This is a genomic window from Rhodococcus sp. MEB041, from assembly GCF_030208955.1.
Classification (GTDB): Bacteria; Actinomycetota; Actinomycetes; order Mycobacteriales; family Mycobacteriaceae; genus Rhodococcoides.
In genome coordinates, this window is sequence record NZ_JARVSZ010000011.1 from 63,027 (window position 1) to 81,453 (window position 18,427).

Annotated in this window: 19 protein-coding genes; 9 read left to right on the forward strand and 10 right to left on the reverse strand. The window is 67.7% G+C overall.

What is annotated here, in order from left to right; all coding sequences use genetic code 11:
- Nucleotides 1-41 precede the first annotated feature (41 nt).
- The 6 genes from QRN16_RS21320 to QRN16_RS21345 all read right to left on the reverse strand — a co-directional run bounded on the left by QRN16_RS21320 (nt 42) and on the right by QRN16_RS21345 (nt 5,871).
- Nucleotides 42-1,013: a phosphotransferase family protein gene (locus tag QRN16_RS21320; protein ID WP_285189833.1), complete on the reverse strand. Its 972-nt coding sequence runs from the start codon at nt 1,011-1,013 to the stop codon at nt 42-44.
- Complete coding sequence (locus QRN16_RS21325; RefSeq protein WP_285189836.1) at nt 1,010-2,218, reverse strand: acyl-CoA dehydrogenase family protein; 1,209 nt, start codon at nt 2,216-2,218, stop codon at nt 1,010-1,012. Before QRN16_RS21325 ends, QRN16_RS21320 begins: the two co-directional genes overlap by 4 nt.
- A 31-nt stretch (nt 2,219-2,249) precedes the next feature.
- Nucleotides 2,250-3,401: a thiolase family protein gene (locus QRN16_RS21330; RefSeq protein ID WP_285189838.1), complete on the reverse strand. Its 1,152-nt coding sequence runs from the start codon at nt 3,399-3,401 to the stop codon at nt 2,250-2,252.
- Nucleotides 3,398-3,802 (reverse strand): Zn-ribbon domain-containing OB-fold protein, encoded by a 405-nt coding sequence (locus QRN16_RS21335; protein WP_027504434.1) that lies wholly within the window; start codon nt 3,800-3,802, stop codon nt 3,398-3,400. The genes QRN16_RS21330 and QRN16_RS21335 overlap by 4 nt, the downstream gene beginning before the upstream one ends.
- A 55-nt stretch (nt 3,803-3,857) precedes the next feature.
- On the reverse strand, nt 3,858-4,646 hold the full coding sequence (locus tag QRN16_RS21340; protein WP_027504435.1) for an enoyl-CoA hydratase/isomerase family protein: 789 nt from the start codon (nt 4,644-4,646) through the stop codon (nt 3,858-3,860).
- Between the two features lie 70 nt (nt 4,647-4,716).
- Nucleotides 4,717-5,871 carry an acyl-CoA dehydrogenase family protein gene (locus QRN16_RS21345; RefSeq protein WP_285189842.1) on the reverse strand — a complete coding sequence of 385 codons (1,155 nt, stop codon included), beginning with the start codon at nt 5,869-5,871 and terminating at the stop codon, nt 4,717-4,719.
- An 86-nt stretch (nt 5,872-5,957) separates the two neighbouring features.
- On the opposite strand from QRN16_RS21345, the gene QRN16_RS21350 reads away from it, so the two are divergent.
- The 6 genes from QRN16_RS21350 (at nt 5,958) to QRN16_RS21375 (ending at nt 12,143) form a co-directional block, all read left to right on the forward strand.
- A complete protein-coding gene (locus QRN16_RS21350) occupies nt 5,958-6,356 on the forward strand; it encodes a nuclear transport factor 2 family protein (RefSeq protein ID WP_285189844.1) in 399 nt (132 codons plus the stop codon).
- Nucleotides 6,353-6,724, forward strand: coding sequence for a hypothetical protein (locus QRN16_RS21355; RefSeq protein ID WP_222639947.1), 372 nt, complete (start codon nt 6,353-6,355; stop codon nt 6,722-6,724). Before QRN16_RS21350 ends, QRN16_RS21355 begins: the two co-directional genes overlap by 4 nt.
- 31 nt (nt 6,725-6,755) lie before the next feature.
- On the forward strand, nt 6,756-7,718 hold the full coding sequence (locus QRN16_RS21360; protein ID WP_350310223.1) for a type 2 periplasmic-binding domain-containing protein: 963 nt from the start codon (nt 6,756-6,758) through the stop codon (nt 7,716-7,718).
- Nucleotides 7,719-7,841: 123 nt separating this feature from the next.
- Nucleotides 7,842-9,443: an MFS transporter gene (locus tag QRN16_RS21365; RefSeq protein WP_285189848.1), complete on the forward strand. Its 1,602-nt coding sequence runs from the start codon at nt 7,842-7,844 to the stop codon at nt 9,441-9,443.
- Nucleotides 9,440-11,371: an oxidoreductase gene (locus tag QRN16_RS21370; protein ID WP_285189850.1), complete on the forward strand. Its 1,932-nt coding sequence runs from the start codon at nt 9,440-9,442 to the stop codon at nt 11,369-11,371. The genes QRN16_RS21365 and QRN16_RS21370 overlap by 4 nt, the downstream gene beginning before the upstream one ends.
- A gap of 58 nt (nt 11,372-11,429) precedes the next feature.
- A complete protein-coding gene (locus tag QRN16_RS21375) occupies nt 11,430-12,143 on the forward strand; it encodes an alpha/beta fold hydrolase (RefSeq protein WP_285189852.1) in 714 nt (237 codons plus the stop codon).
- A gap of 24 nt (nt 12,144-12,167) precedes the next feature.
- Here the strand turns inward: QRN16_RS21375 and QRN16_RS21380 are convergent, their stop codons facing one another.
- The 3 genes from QRN16_RS21380 to QRN16_RS21390 are packed head-to-tail and all read right to left on the reverse strand — an operon-like array spanning nt 12,168 to nt 14,883.
- Nucleotides 12,168-13,202 (reverse strand): MDR family NADP-dependent oxidoreductase, encoded by a 1,035-nt coding sequence (locus QRN16_RS21380; RefSeq protein WP_285189854.1) that lies wholly within the window; start codon nt 13,200-13,202, stop codon nt 12,168-12,170.
- On the reverse strand, nt 13,199-13,540 hold the full coding sequence (locus QRN16_RS21385; protein ID WP_222639982.1) for a helix-turn-helix domain-containing protein: 342 nt from the start codon (nt 13,538-13,540) through the stop codon (nt 13,199-13,201). The genes QRN16_RS21380 and QRN16_RS21385 overlap by 4 nt, the downstream gene beginning before the upstream one ends.
- Entirely contained in the window at nt 13,537-14,883 is a 1,347-nt protein-coding gene (locus QRN16_RS21390; RefSeq protein WP_285189856.1) for a DUF1254 domain-containing protein, read from the reverse strand. Before QRN16_RS21390 ends, QRN16_RS21385 begins: the two co-directional genes overlap by 4 nt.
- A gap of 81 nt (nt 14,884-14,964) precedes the next feature.
- On the opposite strand from QRN16_RS21390, the gene QRN16_RS21395 reads away from it, so the two are divergent.
- A complete protein-coding gene (locus QRN16_RS21395; protein ID WP_285189858.1) occupies nt 14,965-15,339 on the forward strand; it encodes a YidH family protein in 375 nt (124 codons plus the stop codon).
- The gene (locus QRN16_RS21400; RefSeq protein ID WP_222639995.1) at nt 15,336-15,704 is read left to right on the forward strand and encodes a DUF202 domain-containing protein; all 369 of its coding nucleotides are present in this window, start codon (nt 15,336-15,338) and stop codon (nt 15,702-15,704) included. Before QRN16_RS21395 ends, QRN16_RS21400 begins: the two co-directional genes overlap by 4 nt.
- A gap of 24 nt (nt 15,705-15,728) precedes the next feature.
- On the opposite strand, the gene QRN16_RS21405 is transcribed toward QRN16_RS21400, so the two are convergent.
- Nucleotides 15,729-16,778: an ABC transporter substrate-binding protein gene (locus QRN16_RS21405; RefSeq protein ID WP_373428318.1), complete on the reverse strand. Its 1,050-nt coding sequence runs from the start codon at nt 16,776-16,778 to the stop codon at nt 15,729-15,731.
- Between the two features lie 108 nt (nt 16,779-16,886).
- Here QRN16_RS21405 and QRN16_RS21410 point away from each other — a divergent pair, with 108 nt between their 5' ends.
- Nucleotides 16,887-18,305, forward strand: coding sequence for a DUF1254 domain-containing protein (locus QRN16_RS21410; protein WP_285189861.1), 1,419 nt, complete (start codon nt 16,887-16,889; stop codon nt 18,303-18,305).
- The last annotated feature ends 122 nt before the right edge of the window (nt 18,306-18,427 follow it).

Sequence of the window (18,427 nt, forward strand, 5' to 3'; positions counted from 1 at the left end):
TGGAGGGCGGATCGAGCGGGTGAATACGAGGACGAGGGAGCTCAGGCGAGCAGGGCGGTTCCGGTGTCGATCAGCCGAGAGATGGTGGCGGGCAGCTTCTCCTGGTCCGGATCGTGATGACGGCCCTCCCGGTGACGACGCAGGTTGTGCCCCATGATGGCGGCCATCTTGAGTCGTCCCAGGGCGTCGAACCACGGCAGATCGGGCAGGTCGCGTCCCGCACCGGCGTAGATCTCCACCAACTCGTCGGCGCTCGGCAGACCGGGGACGGACCGCCCGACACCGGGGAAGTTGTCGCCATCGGCGAAGACGAGGAACCACCCCAGCTCGACACGGGGGTCGCCCACACTCCAGATCTCCCAGTCGATGAGCGCGACCGGCTCGGTACCGTCCGCGATCAGATTGCCCAGGCGATAGTCACCGTGCACCAGCGTCGACGAGACCGCATCCGGGACGCGGGCACCGAGAAGGCTCAGCAGTCTGTCTCCGCCCTCGACCAGTTCCGGTGGAACGGCGCCGAGCGTGCGAGCCCACCGGGCGAGTTCGTCACCCGGTGAGAGCGTGGGACCGGCGTCGGGCACAGCTCGGTGATCGACCGCGTGCAGCTCGGGCAGGACCGCCGCCGCACGCCGCATGCGCGCGGCCGCCAGCTCCGGGTCGACGGCCGGATCGTCCAGAACAGGCTCGAGCGACTCACCGCGGACGAATGTCATGGCGTACCAGGAGGGCTCGGTGTCGTCGACCATCACGATCGTGGGCACCGGCACCGACGTACCCGCGAGTTCCCGCATGATGGTCGCCTGCCGCAGCATGTCGTGGCGCCCGACGGGGCGCTGCCCTGCGGGCACGGCCTTGACCACCAACTCGGCGTCGTCGGTCCGCACGCGGTAGGTCAGGCCGGAGTGTCCGCCGAGGAGTGGATCGAAGCTGCGCAGCGAGCCGAGGCCACCGGTCTCGAGCTTCGCGGCGACGCGCTGCTGCAGTGCGGAGTGTGTCGTGTCGTCGGTGGTCACGGCCTCGGCTCTCGGGGAAGGCCGAGAACGCGCTCGGCGATGATGTTGTGTTGGATCTCGTCGGTGCCGCCGGCGATGCGGTATCCGGGCGCGCCCAGGACGTGTTCCGTCCAGGCGAACGTGCCCCATTCACCGGTGTCGGACACCAGATCGGAGCCGAGCATCCGCCGGACCGCCGCCGACGTCCGGGACATCGTGGTGGTCGCGAGCAGTTTGCCGACGGACGCCTCGGGGCCGGGATCGCGTCCGGAGACGACGACGCCGGCGACGCGCATGGCGGTGACGCGCTGAACATGGCTGTGCACGACGAGATCGGCAACCTGATCCAGCTCGATCTCGGTGAGGGGCCGACCCAGATTGCGTGCCAGTTCCACGGCACGGTCGGCGTTCGCCAGTCCGAGGTTGCCACCGTCGAGTCGTTCGGCCGCCAGCACGGTGAGAGCGACCTGCCACCCCTGCCCCTCCGGGCCGAGACGGTGCGCATCGGTCAGCCGCACGTTCTCGAGGTACACCTCGTTGAACGAGCTGCCACCCGTCATCTGCCGGATGGGGCGGACGGAGACGCCCTCCGCGTCCATCGGGACCAGGAAGACTGTGAGGCCCTTGTGCTTAGGCACCGAGGAATCGGTGCGGCACACTGCCACCCCGATGTCCGAGACCGTGGCTCCCGACGTCCAGACCTTGTGGCCGTTCAGCACCCACCCGTCGCCGTCACGGACCGCGCGGGTGCGGACGGCCGCGAGGTCGGAACCGGCCTCGGTCTCCGAGAAGAGTTGGCAGGCCATGAGGTCGGTGCGCAGCATCGCTCGCACGTACGTGGCGCGCTGCTCCGGCGTGCCCCATTTCTCGATCGTGGGCGCCACCAGTTGCTGTGTCACGGAGAACATCTCGGTGCGGCGCGGGACATCGAACCGGTCCTCCGCGCGGCGGAAGGCGAGTACGTGGGACAGCGGGAGATCTCGTCCACCGTATTCCGCGGGCCAGTCGAGCGGACCCCAGCCGGCGTCGAACTTCCGCCGTTCGTAGTCGCGGATGACGTCCGTGTGCCGGCGTTCCTCCTCGGGCGTCCAGTTCTCGAAGACGGCCACCGAGTCGGAGCCCTCGCCCCACGTCGTGCTGGTCCGCGGTGCGGCCATGCTGCTGAGCCACGCCGTCGCCTCGGCGGTGAATGCTCGGACGTCAGACGACACGGTGCTGGTACTCATGGACTGACCTCGCTGGTCGGATCGGACTGGTTCAGACGGACAGAACGGTGCAGGCGCTGATGCCCGGTGCCCCGTAGACATGGGTGAAGCCGATGGACGGCCCGCCCGGCACCTGACGATCGCCGGCCTCCCCGCGCAACTGGGTGACCACCTCGTGCACCTGGCGCAGACCGGAGGCGCCGATCGGTTCACCGTTCGCGATGCACCCACCGTCGGTGTTGACGGGTAGACGTCCGCCGATCTCGGTGGCTCCCTCGGCGATCCACTGCTCCTGCTCGCCGTGCTCGCAGAAGCCGCACTCGGCCATGTGCATGAGCTCGGCGCCACTCTCGGTGTCCTGCAGTTGGGCCACGTCGACATCCGACGGGGAGATCCCGGCCTGCTCGAACGCGGCTGCCGCGGCATCCGCGCTGACGCTGGTCGGCTCGCCGATGCCCTGGACGGACGGACTGAAGACCTCGAACGAGCCGAATCGCCGCGTCCGATGGGTGATGGCGCGCAAGCGGATCGGCCGGCCCGTCAACCGCTCGGCCACCTCGGGTGAGGCCACGATCACGGCCGCACCGCCTTCGCCGGGAGAACAGAACATGTACCGCGTGAGGGGATCGTTCACCATGTCGGCGGAGGCGATCGCCTCGGCCGACATGGGTTCGCGGCGCCACGCATTGGGATTGAGTGCGCCGTTGCGGTAGGACTTCTCGGCGACGCGCGCGAGGGTGTCCGGGGTGATGCCGTGCTGCCGCATGTAGCGGGAGATCTTCGCGCCGAAGAACTGCGTGGTCACCATCAGACCCGCCTCGCCGTACCCCTCGGACAGACCCCACTCCGCGGGCGTGGGATCGAAAGCACCACGCGGGTGCTTGTCGAAGCCCACGGCCAGGCCGATCGACGCCGATCCTGCACGAACGGCGTTGACCGCCGAGAACAGGGCGCTGCCGCCCGTGGCGCAGCCGTTCCGCACGTTGGTGAACGGCAGTCCGGTGAAACCGAGTTCACTGACGAGCGTGTCGGCGAGGCCCGCGGAGTCGCTGCCGCCGAACGCCACATCGACGTCCGGCCAGGCGATGCCCGCGTCGGCGAGCGCGGCGGTGATGGCCGAGACGGCCATCGCTCGGCCGCTGACACCGGGCTGGCGACCGAACTTCGACAATCCCACTCCGACGATGACCACGGACTCGCTCATACGGTGTCTCCCAGTGTGCTCGGTGCGGACGACGGGCCGGCCGCGACGACCTCGAACCGGGGAACCGGCACGACGGCCGTGAGGTGGACGAGCGCTCCGTGCAGATCGTCGACGTTCTCGGTGTCGAGAATCGCCTCGATGCGGATGCCCTCGCTCAACTCGACCCAGCCGACCGCGAACGGGGTGAACCCGCCCGCGGGTGGCACGTACGGCGGCGACTTGGGCGGGAAGCGCTGCACCGTGTGGGCCCACACGGTGCCCGACGTACTCAGGTCGACGGGTTCTGCCGTGGGCGTGACGCACCGGGAGCAGAGACTCGACGCCGGGTACGCGACCGTGCCGCACACAGTGCATCTACTGCCCTGCAACACCACCCGCTGTGTCCCGAGACCGTTCGTCATCGTGATCCTCCCGCTCCCCGCCGACCGTCGTTCCTCGTTCGTGTCTCGCTGAGGATCAGCGACCGACCCACTTCGGCTCACGCTTCTCGAGGAACGCGGTGACGCCTTCTCGCCCGTCCTCGGACTGCAGGGCGTTGCCCACGGCGAGATGCTCCATGACCATGAGGGACTGGATGTCCGCGTCGAGGCCGCGGTCGATCGTCATCTTGGTCAGCTTCATCATGAACGGGCTCTTGTCGGTGAGCTGCGCGATGAACTCCTCGACGGTCTTGTCCAGCTCGGCTGCCGGCGCGGACGCGTTGATGAGATCGAAGTCCGCAGCCTCGACACCGGAGAGCAGCTTGCCGGTCAGCATCAGTTCCTTGGTCTTGCGGATGCCGATCATGCGCGGGAGGCGGTAGATGGGGCCCGCACCGCCGAACAGTGCACGGCGGATGTGGAAGTCGCCGATCTTGGCGTCGTCGTCGGCGATGGCGAAATCACAGGAGATCATGAGCTCGAACCCACCGGCGGTGACGTAGCCCTCGAGGACCGCGACGGACGGAGTGTTCATGGAGTACAGGCGATCGCAGACCTTGGCCGAGAGCACGGCCACGTCCATGGCGTTGGTACTGCCGACGTAGTCGGACAGCAGGATGTCGAGGTCGAACCCCGAGCAGAAGGTGTTGTTCACACCGCGCAGGACCAGGACCTTGAGGTTCGGGTCGGCGTCGACCTCGGCGATGATCTCGTCGAGTCGGTACAGCAGCTCCGGAGTCACCGCGTTCTTCTTGTGCGGGCGGTTGAGCCAGACGCGAGCGACGTCGCCGTCCTTCTCGAGCAGGATGTGGTCGGTGTCGATCATGGGATCTCCTTGGGCTGCGTCACGATTTGAACTGGATTCACTTCAGTTTTACGGCATGGGGTCGAGCGCGTCAACCCTCGAATCGAACCGGGTTCAGCCCGATGAGGTCGGCGATGCGGCGGCGGTGGTACACCGCATCGCCGAGCAGCGCCTCGTCACCGGTAGCTCGGCGAAAGTATCTGTGCGCCTGGTGCTCCCACGTGAAGCCGACGCCACCGTGCAGCTGCACCGCCTCGGCGACCGACTCGGACGCGACCTCCGTGCACACGGCGCCGGCGATCGCGACCGCGAGCGCGGCACGGTCCGGGGAGCTGTCGTGGAGCGCAGCAGCGAAGCGGGATGCCGATCGCGCTCGTTCGAGAGAGAGGAGCAGGTCGGCGAGTCGGTGCTTCACGGCCTGGAAGGAGCCGACGGGCCGACCGAACTGCTGCCTGGTGGTGACGTACTCGACGGTCATCTCCAGCATGCGATCGGCGATTCCCGTGTGCTCGCTCGCCAGCCCGATCGTCGCTCGCGCTGTCAGGTCGTCGAGAGCGGAGGCCGTGTCCGCCACCTCGGTGAGCACGGACGCCGTTGCCGAGTCGAGGTGCACGTCGGCGCGCGGCCGCGTCGGGTCGATGACCGTCCGCGGGACGGCGCGCACCGCGTCGGAGAGGGGTACGGCGAACACTCGGGCGCCGTCCGCCGTGTGCGCCCCGACCACGACGACATCGGCCGAGGCACCGTGAACGATGTCGGTCGCGACACCGCTCAGACGCCACCCGTCTGCCGTCTGGTCGGCCGTGATCACCTGCGTGGCAGCTCGTCGCGTCTGCGACACGGGCAGGTGCACCGCGACGCGGAGTTCACCGGCGAGGGCACCGGACAGCATCTCGTCCACAGTTCCGGCCGGAGCTCGGAGCAGCGCGTGCACGCCGACACCGGCCGCGAACAGCACCGGCTCCGACACGAGCGCTCGGCCGCACTCCTCCAGGACCACGGCCATGTCCGTCATCCCGTACCCGAGGCCGCCACGATCCTCGGGAACGGACAGCATGGTCACGGCCATGTCGTCCACGAGTGTCCGCCACAGTGCCGTCGGGTCCCCCTCGTCTCGCCCACGGTGCCGCGCCAGTATTGCGCGCATCGCGGACCGGAGATCGGTCTGCTCCGGCCCGGGAATCAGGCCCGCGGGCTCCGCCTCCGGCCAGGGCGAGTAGGTGACGTCGTCGATCGCTGCAGACATAACACTCCTGAGTCGAGTTCAGTTCTGTTTCGAGAGTATCGGCGAAATGGAAGACATGCGGACTTTTCTTGAACTAAGTTCGGTTCATGCTTCGAATCGAGTCCTACTACGCCACCCTCGACAGCGGTGAGCTCGAGCAGGCGACCGACATGCTGGCGGAGAACGTCTCCTTCGTGATGATCGTCCCGACGGGAGCCCGAGCCGGCACCGGTCGCGCCGCGATGCTCGACTACCTCACCGGACGTCCCCCTGTCGGCCGGCAGCATCGGCTGCTGCGACGCGCACAGGACGGCGACGTCCAGTTCGCCCAGGGAGCCGTCACCGAGCACGGCGATGTCGTGACGGGATATTTCGTCGCGGCGATGCACCTCGACGAGAACGGACTGATCGACCGCTACCAGGTGTCGTTCGATCCCGACCACGCACTGGTGCCGTGGGCCGGTTCCGACGCGCCCTCGACCGACCCGACGGGAGCACGACGATGACGATTGATGCGACAGCAATCCTGCGAACATGGTTCTCGTACATGGACTCCGAAGATCCCGACCGGGTGCTGACCATGATCACGGACGACTTCCGGATGTCCGTGCAGTTCTCCCGTGGGGAGGGAGCGTCCGCCGAATTCGTCGGCGACAGAGAGGGACTCGTCCTCTACCTCGCCCAGCGTGAGAAGAGCACCCTCGTTCATCACATCGACGTCGGATCCCGGGTGGGCGACGTGGAACTCGTACTGGGGCGGACCACGCGAGACGGCGACTTCGAGGCGTCCTTCAACGCGACCGCGTCGGTCGACGCGGCCGGCTCGATACGCCGGTTGCTCATCTGCCGGACACCGGAACTCGCATTCGACTGACGCCGTCGACCACAACTGACAGGAGACCCTCATGAGCACGTGGTGTCGTACGCTCGCGGCGCTGACATCGGCAGCCGCAGTCGGATTGTCGGCGGCCTGCAGCGGTGGGGCGACAGCGACCGGACCGGTGTCGGGCACGTGGGACGACGTGGTCGCCGCGGCGAAGGACGAGGGATCCGTCTACCTGTACTCGTCGCAGCACCCCGAGAACCTCGCCTCGGTGAAAGCCGGATTCGAAGCGACGTATCCGGGCATCACGGTGGAGTTCACGCGAGGTTCCGACGTCGAGCTGAACCCCCGCGTGGACGCGGAGCACAAGTCCGGGCGCGGGATCGGCGACGTCCACATGACCACCGACCCCGCGTGGATCCGCGCGGCCGCCGACTCGGGCGAGTACTCGGTGAACGTCGTCGGCCCCTCGTTCGACAACCCCGACTACGGTCGAGACACCAGCGTGGTGAACGACAAGCTCTTCCTCACCAGCGCCGCCGTTCTGGGGCTCGGCTGGAACACCACGGCACTGCCGGACGGTCTCGACAGTCCGGAGGATCTCCTGGCTCCCGAACTGCGGGGACGTGTCGGCGTCGTCAATCCTGCGGGCTTCGCCGCCGTGACCGATCAGTTCCGGTTCTTCGACCGCAACTGGTCACCCGACTACACCGACGAACTCGCGCAGAACGAGCCACGTGTCTATCCCGGTGTTCTGGCCGTCGCACAGGGCCTCGGGTCCGGAGAGATCATCGCCACGCCGATGGTCCAACCCCTCGTGCGCGAGCAGGAGGCAGGCGCACCCGTCGGGTGGTTCAGGCCGGACCCGGCGTGGGGGCCCCCTACTACTCCCATGTTCTCGCGTCCGCACCGCACCCGAATGCAGCGCAACTTCTCGCCGACTTCCTCGTCTCCCCCGAGGGCCAGCAGGCGTTGTCGAAGGGGTACGCGAGTGTGCTGCCGAACATCCCGGAGTCGGTCGGACGCGCACAGGACATCGCACTGACCGACCCCGCGGACCTCGACCCCGCAGCGGTCACCGAGTACCAGGCGGAGTGGGAACAGCGTTTCATCCGGTGACGTCGGGCTTCATCCGGTGATGCCGGCGGGCGGCGAAGGGGCACAGGCCATGACACGACCACCGACCGTCACACTCCTGACGCCGTTGCGTGTGCGCCGATTACGCATGATGTTGGGTTTCGAACTCGGCGCCGCCATCGGCATCTGGATCCTGGTTCTGGCGGTCCAGTGGACCCTGACCCGAGCAGGAGAATCCGCGTTCGCAGTGTCGGGCGTCCAGTTCGCCGCCAGCCTGCCCTTCTTTCTGCTCTCCCTCCCCCTCGGCGCGATAGCGGAGCACGCCGGCCATCGAACTCTGCTGACCGGCACGGCGATCGGTCTGTTGGTCACGTCGGCAGTGCTCACGGTGCTCCAGGTCCTCGACCTCGCGACGATGCCGGTTCTGATGGCGGCCGTGTTCCTGTCGGGGTGCGGTCTGGCGTCGGTGGCGATCGTCTGGCAATCGCTGCTGCCGACGCTGGCGACCCGCGAGATGATGACCGTCGTGCCCGCGATCGACGGCGCCATCTTCAACGGTGCACGCGCCATCGGTCCGGTACTCGGCGGGGCACTCCTGGCCGCATGGGGCGCCACCTCCACCTTCGCTCTCGTCACGGTCGTGTTCGCGATCTGCGTCGTCCTGGCGGCCGGTCAGATCCCGCCTCGGTCCGGGCGAGTTCCCAGGACCGAGTCGGTTCTCGAATCGGTGGCGACGAGTCTGCGGTTCATCCGTCATTCGCGATGGACGCGGAGACTGTTGTTCCGTGTCGTGATGTTCGGCCTGCCGGCGAGCTGCCTGTGGGCTCTGCTGCCGCTCGTGGCGTACGAGATGCTCCACGTGACGACGTTCGAGTTCGGAGTGTTGTCCGGGGCGATCGGTGTCGGCGCGGTGGCGGGCACCATCGCCTCGATGCCGCTGCGACGACGCCTGAGCTGGAACGTGTTCGCAGCCCTGGGTTCTGCCGCGTACGCACTGGTTCTGCTCGGTCTCGCCTTCGTGCCGTGGATGCCGGTCGTGGTCGCTCTACTGGTGATGGTCGGCGCGGCCTGGGTCGGCGTGCAGAGCACGTGGATGATCGCGACGCACGCGGTCGTGCCACCGTGGATCAAGGCCCGAGTCATCGCCGTCGTGATGCTGACGTTCCAGGGCAGCCAAGCGGTCGGTGCCCTTCTGTGGGGGCTCCTCGCCGACACGATGGGGCTCGTCTCCGCTGTCGCACTCTCCGCCGTCGCGATGTCGGTGTCGTCGATCGGACTGCTGCGCCGAGGCATTCTGCCCAGCGACTCCATCGCGCCCGACCCGTCCGGTGCCGCCGGACCGCCGGAACTCGAACCGGGTCATCGTGGCGCGACAATCGTCGTCGAGACGACGTACGTGGTCCGTCCGCAGCGGGCGGACCACTTCGTCCACGCCATGACTCGTCTGAGGTCGTCGCGCCTGCGCCTCGGCGCATCGCGATGGGCGCTGACCAGGGTGAGCGACTCCGCCTCGACGTACGTCGAGTTCTGCACCTTCCGGAACTGGGCCGAGTACTCCGCCCAGGAGACCGTGCGTCTCACCGTTCCGGAACGGCTCGTCCGAACGGACCTCGCGCTCGACCTGGCGGAGGAACCGCGTGTTCGAGTCCTCGTCCGCCCCAGAACACCCGCCGACAGAACCGAGTCCGCATGAACGACCACTTTCCCCACCTCTTCTCACCGATCCGGATCGGCGGACTCACGCTGAAGAACCGACTGGTCGCGCTCCCGGCGGGCACGTCGATGGCGGTCGACGGTGTGCCCACCCACAGGGACACCGAGCACGTCGAGCGTCTGGCCGCGGGTGGAGTGGGCTTGATCATCGGGGGTGCCACGGTCGTGCACCCGACGACGACGCTGCGATCGCGCAAGCTGATCGAGGCCTACCGGGTCGAGGTCATTCCGAGCACAGCGGCCAAAGTGTCGGCGGCGCATCGACACGACGCACGATTCATCGGCCAACTCTGCCATCTCGGACGTGAATTCATCGGCGGCGAATCGGATGCGCCACCCTCCGCGCCCTCGGCGATCAAGACCGCGCGCGACGCCTACCCACCCCACGAACTGTCGGTCGCGGAGATCGAGGACATCGTCGAGGGATGGCGCACCTCGACGCGAAACCTGGTGCGAGCAGGCGTCGACGGGGTGGAGCTCCATGCTGCGCACGGGTACCTCCCCGCTCAGTTCATGTCCCCGCTCACGAACCAACGGACGGACGATTTCGGCGGCTCGTTCGACGGCCGAATGCGCTTCACCCGCATGGTGATCGAGGCGATGCGGTCGGAGATGCCCGCGGGGCTCGTGCTCGGAGTGAGGTTGAGCGGGGAGGAGGAGATCCCCGGCGGAATGTCGATCGACGACTGCGTTCGCATCGCCGAGAACGTGGCCGCGGTCGGCGTCGACTACTTCAGCATCACCCACGGCACCCGCGGGAAGTACGTCAAGGATTCCACCGGCGCGGACGCGGTCGCGATCCCGTCGGCTGCGAGGGTCCGATCGGCGACCGGGACACCGACTCTCGTCGGACAGCGGATTCGCGATGCGGGCGTTGCGGACCACGCCATCAAGACCGGACAGGTGGACATGGTCGGCATGGCGCGGGCGCTGATCGCGGACCCCGAACTGCCGAACAAGTCCCGAACCGGTCGCCTCGACGAGATACGCGGCTGCCTCGGCGTCAACCAGGACTGCAGGGCCTTCGACCCGCATCTGCACTGCGCGGTCAATGCCGAGATCGGGCGCGGTCGACACGTCGACGTCGGTCGACGAGCCCGCGCGACGAAGGACGTCGTCGTGATCGGCGGCGGCCCCGCCGGCCTGGAAGCCGCTCGCGTGGCCGCAGGGAGGGGCCACCGAGTCACGGTGTTCGAGAAGAGCGGTGCCCTCGGCGGATCTGTGCGGGTGGCTGCCTCGGCGCCCCATCGCGCGACACTCATCGACATCGTCGACTATCTGGAACGGGAGATGCGTCGGCTGAAGGTCGAGGTTCACCTGTCGGCCGGAATCGGCCAGGACGATCTGGACGAGATTCGCTCTGCGTCGGACCACATCGTGGTGGCGACCGGATCGCGTCCCGCGGACGTGACCCCATCCCTCCGGACGCGGACCGCCTACAGCGTCGACGACGTTCTGCTCGGCCGCGTCTCGGCCGATGCGGGCAGGGTGGTGGTGTTCGACGACGGTGACGGCTTCTGGCCGGCGTACAGCGCAGCCGAAGCACTCGCGCAGCGGGGCTGGGAGGTCACCGTGGCCACGACGCTCACGGCTCTCGCGTCCCGAATCCCCACCGAGAGTGCAGGACCGCTGCTCGATCGACTGGGTAACGCAGGGGTCGACGTCAAGGTCGCGCATGCCCTTCACGTTCCCGACGACCCGGCAGATCCGGTGACCTTGCGCCCGATCTTCGGGGCCGGCGACCTGCCCTACGAGGACGCCGCCATCGTGTGGCACCAGCCGCGAGTGGCACTGTCGTCGTTCGGACTGGACTCGAGCTCCACCGTCAGCGTCATCGGAGATTGCGTCACACCACGGCGCATCGGTCACGCGATCGCAGAGGGATATCGAACAGGCGCAGAACTCTAGAATCCCGATGCCGCTGAACCGCAGCAGCGGCACATCACGAAAGAAATGGAGACACATCATGTCGTTCGTACTCGTGCACGGTGCCGGAATGGGCGCGTCGTGTTGGGACCGCCTCGTACCGCGGTTGACCGGTCGCGTGGTCGCGGTCGACCTTCCCGGCCGCGGTGAACGCGCAGACATCGACCTGCGCACCGTCACCCTGGAAAACTGCGCCGACGCAATCGTTGCGGACGTGGAGCGTGAGGATGTCACCGACATCGTGCTGGTGGCCCACTCGTTCGCCGGAGTGTCGGTCCCTCGCGTTCTCGACAGGCTGCAGGACCGTGTCCGGCACGTCGTCTTCCTGGCCGCGGTGGTCCCGCCGGACGGAACGGCGGTGATCGACGGGATCGATCCTGCGGTTCGCGACATCGTGAAGGCCTCCATCGTGGACGGCAGATACGTCCAGGGCCCCGAGGGGGCACAGGCCATGTTGTGCAACGACATGGACGACGAGCAGACCGCGTGGACACTCCAGCAGCTCGTCGACGACTCCGGCGCGCTGCTCACCGAGGCCGTCGATCTCTCCGGCCTCCGGGTCGACGTCCCCCGCACCTACATCCGGACGGCGAGGGACACGTGCTACCCGCCGGAACTGCAGGAAGCCTCGTCCGCACTGGTCCGCGCCGGAGCCGGGTCGGGGCACGTCGTGCACATGGACTCCGGACACATGCCGATGATCAGCGCCCCCGACCGCCTCGCAACGCTGCTCGACTCCCTCTCCGCCGACTGAGTTCCGACGGTGACGCCCGCGAGGTCATCCCAGTCGGACAAGCGTCTTACCTATGTTCTCCCCTGCCAGCATCGAGACCAGTGCGGCCGGGGCCGAATCGAGTCCGTCGAGCACCCATTCGTCGTACCCGAGACGGCCCGCGTCGATGAGGGAGGTGATCTCCGCGCGCATGTCGGCTTCGAGGTGCAGGAACGATCCGGCCCGGTACCCCCGCATCGACAGATTCTTCGACACGAACTGGAACAGGTTGCCGGGAAGACTCGGCGCGTCGGCCGCGTCGTACTGAGACATCTGGCCGCACATCGCGATACGTCCGTTCGGTCGGAGTGCGTCGATCGCTGCAGTCAGGTGATCACCGCCCACACAGTCGAAGTACGCGTCGATGCCGTCGGGCGCCGCGGCGGCCAACGCCGACGGCAGCGATTCGTGATGATCGAAGGCGTCGGCCAGGCCGGCCGCGCGCAGATGAGCCACCTTGGCCGCGGATCCTGCCGAGCCGATGACGGTGGCCCCTCGTGCCACCGCGAGTCCCGCCGCGAGACCACCGACCGCGCCGGCCGCGGAGGACACCCACACCGTGTCCGCGGGCCCCACGTCGAGGATGCCGATCATCCCCGCGTACGCGGTGAGCCCGGAACTGCCCAGGGGGCCGAGGAACCACTGCTCGGGCAGACCACCCGGACGGACGACGGTGGGCGACCCGTAGCCGCCGATCGTCGCGGTGTCGGCCGAGATGAGGGCGTGCTCCCGGAAACCCAGTGTGTGCGTGACGATGTCACCGACAGCGAAAGCGGAGCTTTCCGATCGTTCGACGACGCCGAGAGCGAGACCTTCCAGTGCCTGCCCCGGCGCGAAGGGGGGGAGGTAGCCTCCCGGCGTCTGCCTCGACAGCCGGATGCGGATCGACGGATCGATCGAGAGCCACGTGTTGCGGACGAGCACGTCGCCGGCCCGGAGCTCGGGCACCGGCGCCTCCACCACCTCGAGATCGCCACTCGTCAGTGCGCCGTTCGGCCACGATCGCAGCACGACATGACGGGTCGAGGTCACCCCGGTCATGCCGCACCGACCGCACTCGGCGTCATGCCGGTCCACCGCCGGAAGGCGCGCCGGAACGCCCGTGGTTCCGAGTAGCCCAATCGGGCCGACACGATGTCCAGGGCCTCGCCGCGCCGAAGCGCCTCCACCGCGCGGGCGGCGTCGTGTCGAGCACGCAGAGCACCCAGAGTGGTCGACTCACCGGCGAGCAGGCGCCGTAGGTGCGGCTCGCTGATGTGGAGAGCACGGGCCACCGCGGTGGTGCTCGGCAGGGGTCCGCGGCCACAGGATGCGAACTCGCACAACACCCGTCGAGATACCGGTCCGAGTTCGATCCCTCCGGATCGCGTGTCGGTCATCGGTCCCCCACGGTCCGAGACGACCTGGCGGGCGTCCGCCGCACGACTGGCGGGCTCCACGCCCGGTCCGAGGGTCCGTACAGCCGCAGCATCAACCGGAAGTCTCCGGACGGAGTCGGGAGCCAGTTGCTCGTCCCTTCCGCGGGCGGGGTCGACGCGAGTCGAACGGTCAGGGATCCGTCGTGCGCCACCGTCACGCCGGGCGTCCGGTCGGTGATTGCATATCGGCCGATCGAGTTCTCGCACAGCAGTCCTCGCTTGTGGTAGACGGTGAGGGACCAGAAGAAGCGCGCCGGCGGCGCCTCGCCGGCAGCGAAAGTGATGTCGTAGGAATGCGCACCCGACAAGGGGCGCCCACCGTCGTCCACCTCACACACCGGGTACAGCGCCTCGTCCGCCGGGTTGACGTAGATCTGAGACAACGCGACGGCCGCGCGCAGAAGATGGTCGTCGCCGAAATCCGTGCCGAGTTCGTTGACCGACCAGCCGTTCGTCGTCCGGCCCAGCGACCTCACCCGGTCGGCGATCGCATCCAGGCCGTCGGACAACCCTGCTGCGAACTGCGAACGTGCTCGCGTGAACTGTTCCCCTGCGTGCAGCGCTCTACGCAGTCGCGCCAAGCTCTCGCGGACCGCGGGTGGCACGTCCGCCGCCGCGACACCGGCGACGGCGTGGTCCAGCGAGTCGAGAAAGGCTTCCGGATCGCGTAGTTCGTCATCGCGTTCACGGAGGACGAGCGTGCGGGTGGCAGCGTCGCACGCAGCTCCGGGCGCACGCGGCCCGTCCAGCACGATGGCGTCCTGCACGGCGATCACTCGCCGGAGATCCTCGGCATCGTCCGGTCGCACCAGGATGCGCACTGCAACCATGACATGACGTGTTCGGCAGGCCACCAGTAGTTCGTCGTCCGCCATGACCACCTCGCTGCCCGAGCGGACGATATGCAGTGTCGGCAAACGGCTCCCGTGTGTCCGCAGACCCTGTACCGCGATGGTCGTCGAGTCGGCCTCACCTAGCTGAATGCAGTAGTAGCGGTCACCGAGATCGGGCATTCGAAGCGTGAACGACCCGACATCGAGGTCGACGAAGGCCAGTGAGTAGAGCGTGTCCACGTTGGGAGCCACTCCTGCGGTGAGGGTGGGATCGGACAACCTGCGCTGATGGCCCATCGTGTTCAGCGCTGCACCCGCCGATGTGAGCGGCCGGTCCACGTCAGGCTCCAGCGGGGATGTGAACCGGAGACGCAGTCGCTGAGCGAAGACGAGCGGAAATCCCCAGATCTGCAGCGCGCGCGCGTCGCGGAACAGCTCGTCGCCACCATCCGAGCAGTCGGGTGCAGTCACACCACGACCATAACTGAAGTGAGTTCGATTAGGCTAGGGATTCTTAGTGACATTGCGAGCCCTCGACCGTCAGGAGAAGTCATGTCCCAGGAGGAGGCGCACGATCGTCGGCGCCCGCGCCGGGTCTACGCCGTCGGTGCCGAACCGGACGCACGGTTCAGCCTGGCGAACGAGCGGACGTACCTCGCGTGGATTCGAACATCGTTGGCGTTCATGGCAGCCGGAGTCGCGCTCGACGTGTTCGAGGTCGGAGGGGACACGACGCCCGCACGCATCGCATCGGTGCTGCTGATCGGATGCTCCGTCGTTCTGCCGCTGCACGCGTGGTGGGCCTGGGGCGCAGTCGAATCGAGCCTGCGCCGTAATCGGCCGCTTCCGTCCCCTCGTGTCGGAGCACCCCTGGCCGTCCTGCTGGCGGTGGCCGCAGCGCTGGTCGTCTGGTCGGTCTTCTCGTGACGGGACCACCCGAGGACAGGCCAGCGGGCGCACTCGGGGACGGTGGTCTCCAGGTCGAACGGACGGCGCTCGCCTGGCGGCGCACCGAGTGCTCGGTGGCGGTGTGCGCCCTGGTGGGTCTGCGCCTGGCCACCCACCAGGGTGACGTACCGACGGCTGTAGCCGCCGGCGTCGTACTGACCGGCGCCGTCGCTGCGCTCGTCGTCGACATCGTTCGGCGACGGAAGCGCAGGCGCGCGGACGCCGGCCCGGACGCGCCGCGAGGAATCCCGGCGCGCGCTCACGTACTGGCAGTCCTCACTGCGAGTCTCGGCGTCCTGGCACTGATCGTGGCCCGCACCGTGACGTTCGGCCCCGGGCACTGAGCCCGGGGCCGTTCCGTGGCTCGGTCAGCCCTGGAACTTCTGCTCCCACTCACGTGATTCCCGCTCGATGAACTCGGGAGTGAGTTGTGTCGGATCGGGCCCGGCGATGTCATGGGCGTCGGCGGTCGCGCCGTCGATACCGGGCAGCGCAGTCGCGACCCCGATCGCCTGCGCCCGTTGACCTTCGGGGCTGACCAGGAAGTCGGCCAGAACCTGCGCAGCGTTGGGATGAGGCGCGACCGACGTGACGTGACCGTAGAACGGTGTTCCCCACGACGGCGTCGGGAGCGCCCAGTTCACCGGAGCTCCGGACGCGACCTCCTGCACGAGAGGCTGGACCATGGGGGAGACGACGACCTCACCGGAGGTGAGTGCCTGCGCGACCCCCAGCGAGCTCGGGTAGATACGAGGCTGCTGCTCGGCGAGTTGATCCACGAAATCGTCGCCGAAGTTCTCGCGGTAGAAGCGGTAGAGATCCACGTAGGACGCGATGCCGACGGGGTTGACCACGCCCACCTTGCCTCGGTACTCGGGGCGCAGGACATCGCGCGGATCCGTGAGTCCGGTCGGCACGGTACCCGTGTTCCACCCCATGCCGAAGGTGGCGGCGACGTCGAGGAAGAACCTGTCGTTCTTGACGCTGCGGTCCCGTCCGTAGTCCGGATCGTCGAACGCGTCGCCCTTCAGAGACTGGGAGTACGCGCCGGACTCCGCCGCCGACGCGATCCATGCCGTGTCCGTGACCACGTGTACGTCCGCAGTGCCCTTGCCGGTCTTGTTCTCGGTCTCGACACGAGGATTCAGATCCGCGTCCGTTCCGCGAACGAAATCGAGAGTGATCTCGGGGTACGTCTGACTCCAGGCCTTCTTCACGCTGTCGAGGATCGTGGTGTTCTGGCTCGAGTACAACATCACCGACCCCTCGGACTTCGCCGCGGCGACGACGTCGTCCCAGCTCCCCTCCACCGGAGAGGTACCCCCTCCACCGCTGCTGCCGCACGCCGTCATCGTCAGCGCCACCACCCCGACCACAGCGATCGTGGTCGTCCGGATCGATCTACCGAGAGCACTCATGTCCATCTCCTTTGTTGAACTGACCTCAGTTCACCAAGTAGGGTGGGCAGAGTCAAGAGCGATGGCGGGGTCGCGTACAGGTCGGTGCGCCGGGTGAAGGAGTGTCGGATGACTCGAGGACGAGAAGCGGCCACCGTGAGTGGCCCGACGCCGTACGACCCTGCTCGCACCGACCAGTACCAGGAATCGACGTCCGACGACGTCCGACCCGTGGCCCCCGACGAGGCGCTCACATTCGCGTCCGTGCTCGCGCAGCAGGCAGTGCTGTACGGCGCGCCCGCCGTCTACCAGTACGCGAGCATGTGTGCACAGTGCGCTCCGGATGCCGACGGTGCACCGTGGTCCGTCAACACCTTGGTCCACGAGAGAAGCACGGCCGGTTCGGATTTCCGCCAGTTCCGGGTTCCGAACGTCGACACGGTCTACTCCAATGCCTGGCTGGATCTGACCGACGGACCGGTGACCATCGAGCTACCCGACTTCGGTGGCAGGTACTACACCCTCGAATTCCTGGACGCCCACAGCAACGTGAGCAACGTCAGCGCGCGGACGCATCCGGACGGCCCACGCAGGATCGTGGTGATCGCGCCGGGCCAGGACGACCCCGACACCGCGCGGTCGTCCGACGTCGTGTCCTTTCCCGTGTCCACCCCGCTGATGTGGCTGCTCATGCGCATCCAGGTTCACGGCGCTCCCGACATCGACACGGTCAGGACACTGCAGGACTCGGTCGTCCTCACCGGTCCACCTCCCCGCTCCCGTTCGTGGCCCGTGCTGCTCCGGGAGGAGGTGGAGTCGTCCGCCGCCGCGTTCCTGACGGCCCTCGATGCCGTGGTGGCCGTCAACGGTGTTCCGGTGCAGGATGTGTCGCACGTTCACCAGTTCCGTCAGCTGAACGTCGGTCCCGGTACGCCGGAGGTCGGTGATCTCGACGAGGTGGTGTCACAAGGCGCCGACCTCGGCTTCACACGCGCCATGTCCCTGCTCGACACGTCCCGATCACGCCTCGGGCGACGCACGGCGTCCGGATGGACGCGGGTACTCGACAAGGGCGCACACGGACACAACTTCGTGGCACGCGCCGTCATGAACTTCGTGGGGCTCGGAGCCAACGTCGTCGAGGAGAACTGCTCGTACAACACGTACGTCGACTCGGACGGGAACGCCCTGACGGGCCTCGGAGGCCGCACCTACGAGATCACTTTCTCCGAACCCCCACCCGCAGAGGCGTTCTGGAGCGTCACCCTGTACGAGGCCGATACCGGCTGGCTGTACGACGCACCCGGCGACGTGTTCTCCGTCGGATCGACCACCTCGCCGGACGGTGTGGTGTTCACTCCCTCTCGAATCGTGGTCGGGTACGCGAGACCCGATGACCTCGATAGTCGGGAATTCTGGCTTCCCGCCCCACCACGTCCGTTCTTCCTGGTACTACGCATGTATCGACCTCACGAAGACGCGGTGACCGAACGTTGGTCACCGCCGCCTGTCGATCCGTCGAGGATTCCGTCACCTGCGGGCCCGTGAGCCTCGAACCACGTCTCAGCACGACCCCACCGAGCGAACGCTCGTGGACCATGTGAAAGGGAACCACCATGGCGATCGATCTGACCTACGACCCGAGCGTCCGCGAGTGGATCGAGCGCACT

What these genes read in the sequence shown, in the direction of transcription:
- QRN16_RS21335 (WP_027504434.1), bottom strand. Translation starts at nt 3,802, where the DNA reads ATGACGAACGGTCTCGGGACACAGCGGGTGGTGTTGCAGGGCAGTAGA.
- QRN16_RS21340 (WP_027504435.1), bottom strand. Translation starts at nt 4,646, where the DNA reads ATGATCGACACCGACCACATCCTGCTCGAGAAGGACGGCGACGTCGCT.
- QRN16_RS21405 (WP_373428318.1), bottom strand. Translation starts at nt 16,778, where the DNA reads ATGAGTGCTCTCGGTAGATCGATCCGGACGACCACGATCGCTGTGGTC.
- QRN16_RS21355 (WP_222639947.1), top strand. Translation starts at nt 6,353, where the DNA reads ATGACGATTGATGCGACAGCAATCCTGCGAACATGGTTCTCGTACATG.
- QRN16_RS21345 (WP_285189842.1), bottom strand. Translation starts at nt 5,871, where the DNA reads ATGTCTGCAGCGATCGACGACGTCACCTACTCGCCCTGGCCGGAGGCG.
- QRN16_RS21370 (WP_285189850.1), top strand. Translation starts at nt 9,440, where the DNA reads ATGAACGACCACTTTCCCCACCTCTTCTCACCGATCCGGATCGGCGGA.
- QRN16_RS21365 (WP_285189848.1), top strand. Translation starts at nt 7,842, where the DNA reads ATGACACGACCACCGACCGTCACACTCCTGACGCCGTTGCGTGTGCGC.
- QRN16_RS21375 (WP_285189852.1), top strand. Translation starts at nt 11,430, where the DNA reads ATGTCGTTCGTACTCGTGCACGGTGCCGGAATGGGCGCGTCGTGTTGG.
- QRN16_RS21350 (WP_285189844.1), top strand. Translation starts at nt 5,958, where the DNA reads ATGCTTCGAATCGAGTCCTACTACGCCACCCTCGACAGCGGTGAGCTC.
- QRN16_RS21380 (WP_285189854.1), bottom strand. Translation starts at nt 13,202, where the DNA reads ATGACCGGGGTGACCTCGACCCGTCATGTCGTGCTGCGATCGTGGCCG.
- QRN16_RS21360 (WP_350310223.1), top strand. Translation starts at nt 6,756, where the DNA reads ATGAGCACGTGGTGTCGTACGCTCGCGGCGCTGACATCGGCAGCCGCA.
- QRN16_RS21325 (WP_285189836.1), bottom strand. Translation starts at nt 2,218, where the DNA reads ATGAGTACCAGCACCGTGTCGTCTGACGTCCGAGCATTCACCGCCGAG.
- QRN16_RS21395 (WP_285189858.1), top strand. Translation starts at nt 14,965, where the DNA reads ATGTCCCAGGAGGAGGCGCACGATCGTCGGCGCCCGCGCCGGGTCTAC.
- QRN16_RS21410 (WP_285189861.1), top strand. Translation starts at nt 16,887, where the DNA reads ATGACTCGAGGACGAGAAGCGGCCACCGTGAGTGGCCCGACGCCGTAC.
- QRN16_RS21330 (WP_285189838.1), bottom strand. Translation starts at nt 3,401, where the DNA reads ATGAGCGAGTCCGTGGTCATCGTCGGAGTGGGATTGTCGAAGTTCGGT.
- QRN16_RS21385 (WP_222639982.1), bottom strand. Translation starts at nt 13,540, where the DNA reads ATGACCGACACGCGATCCGGAGGGATCGAACTCGGACCGGTATCTCGA.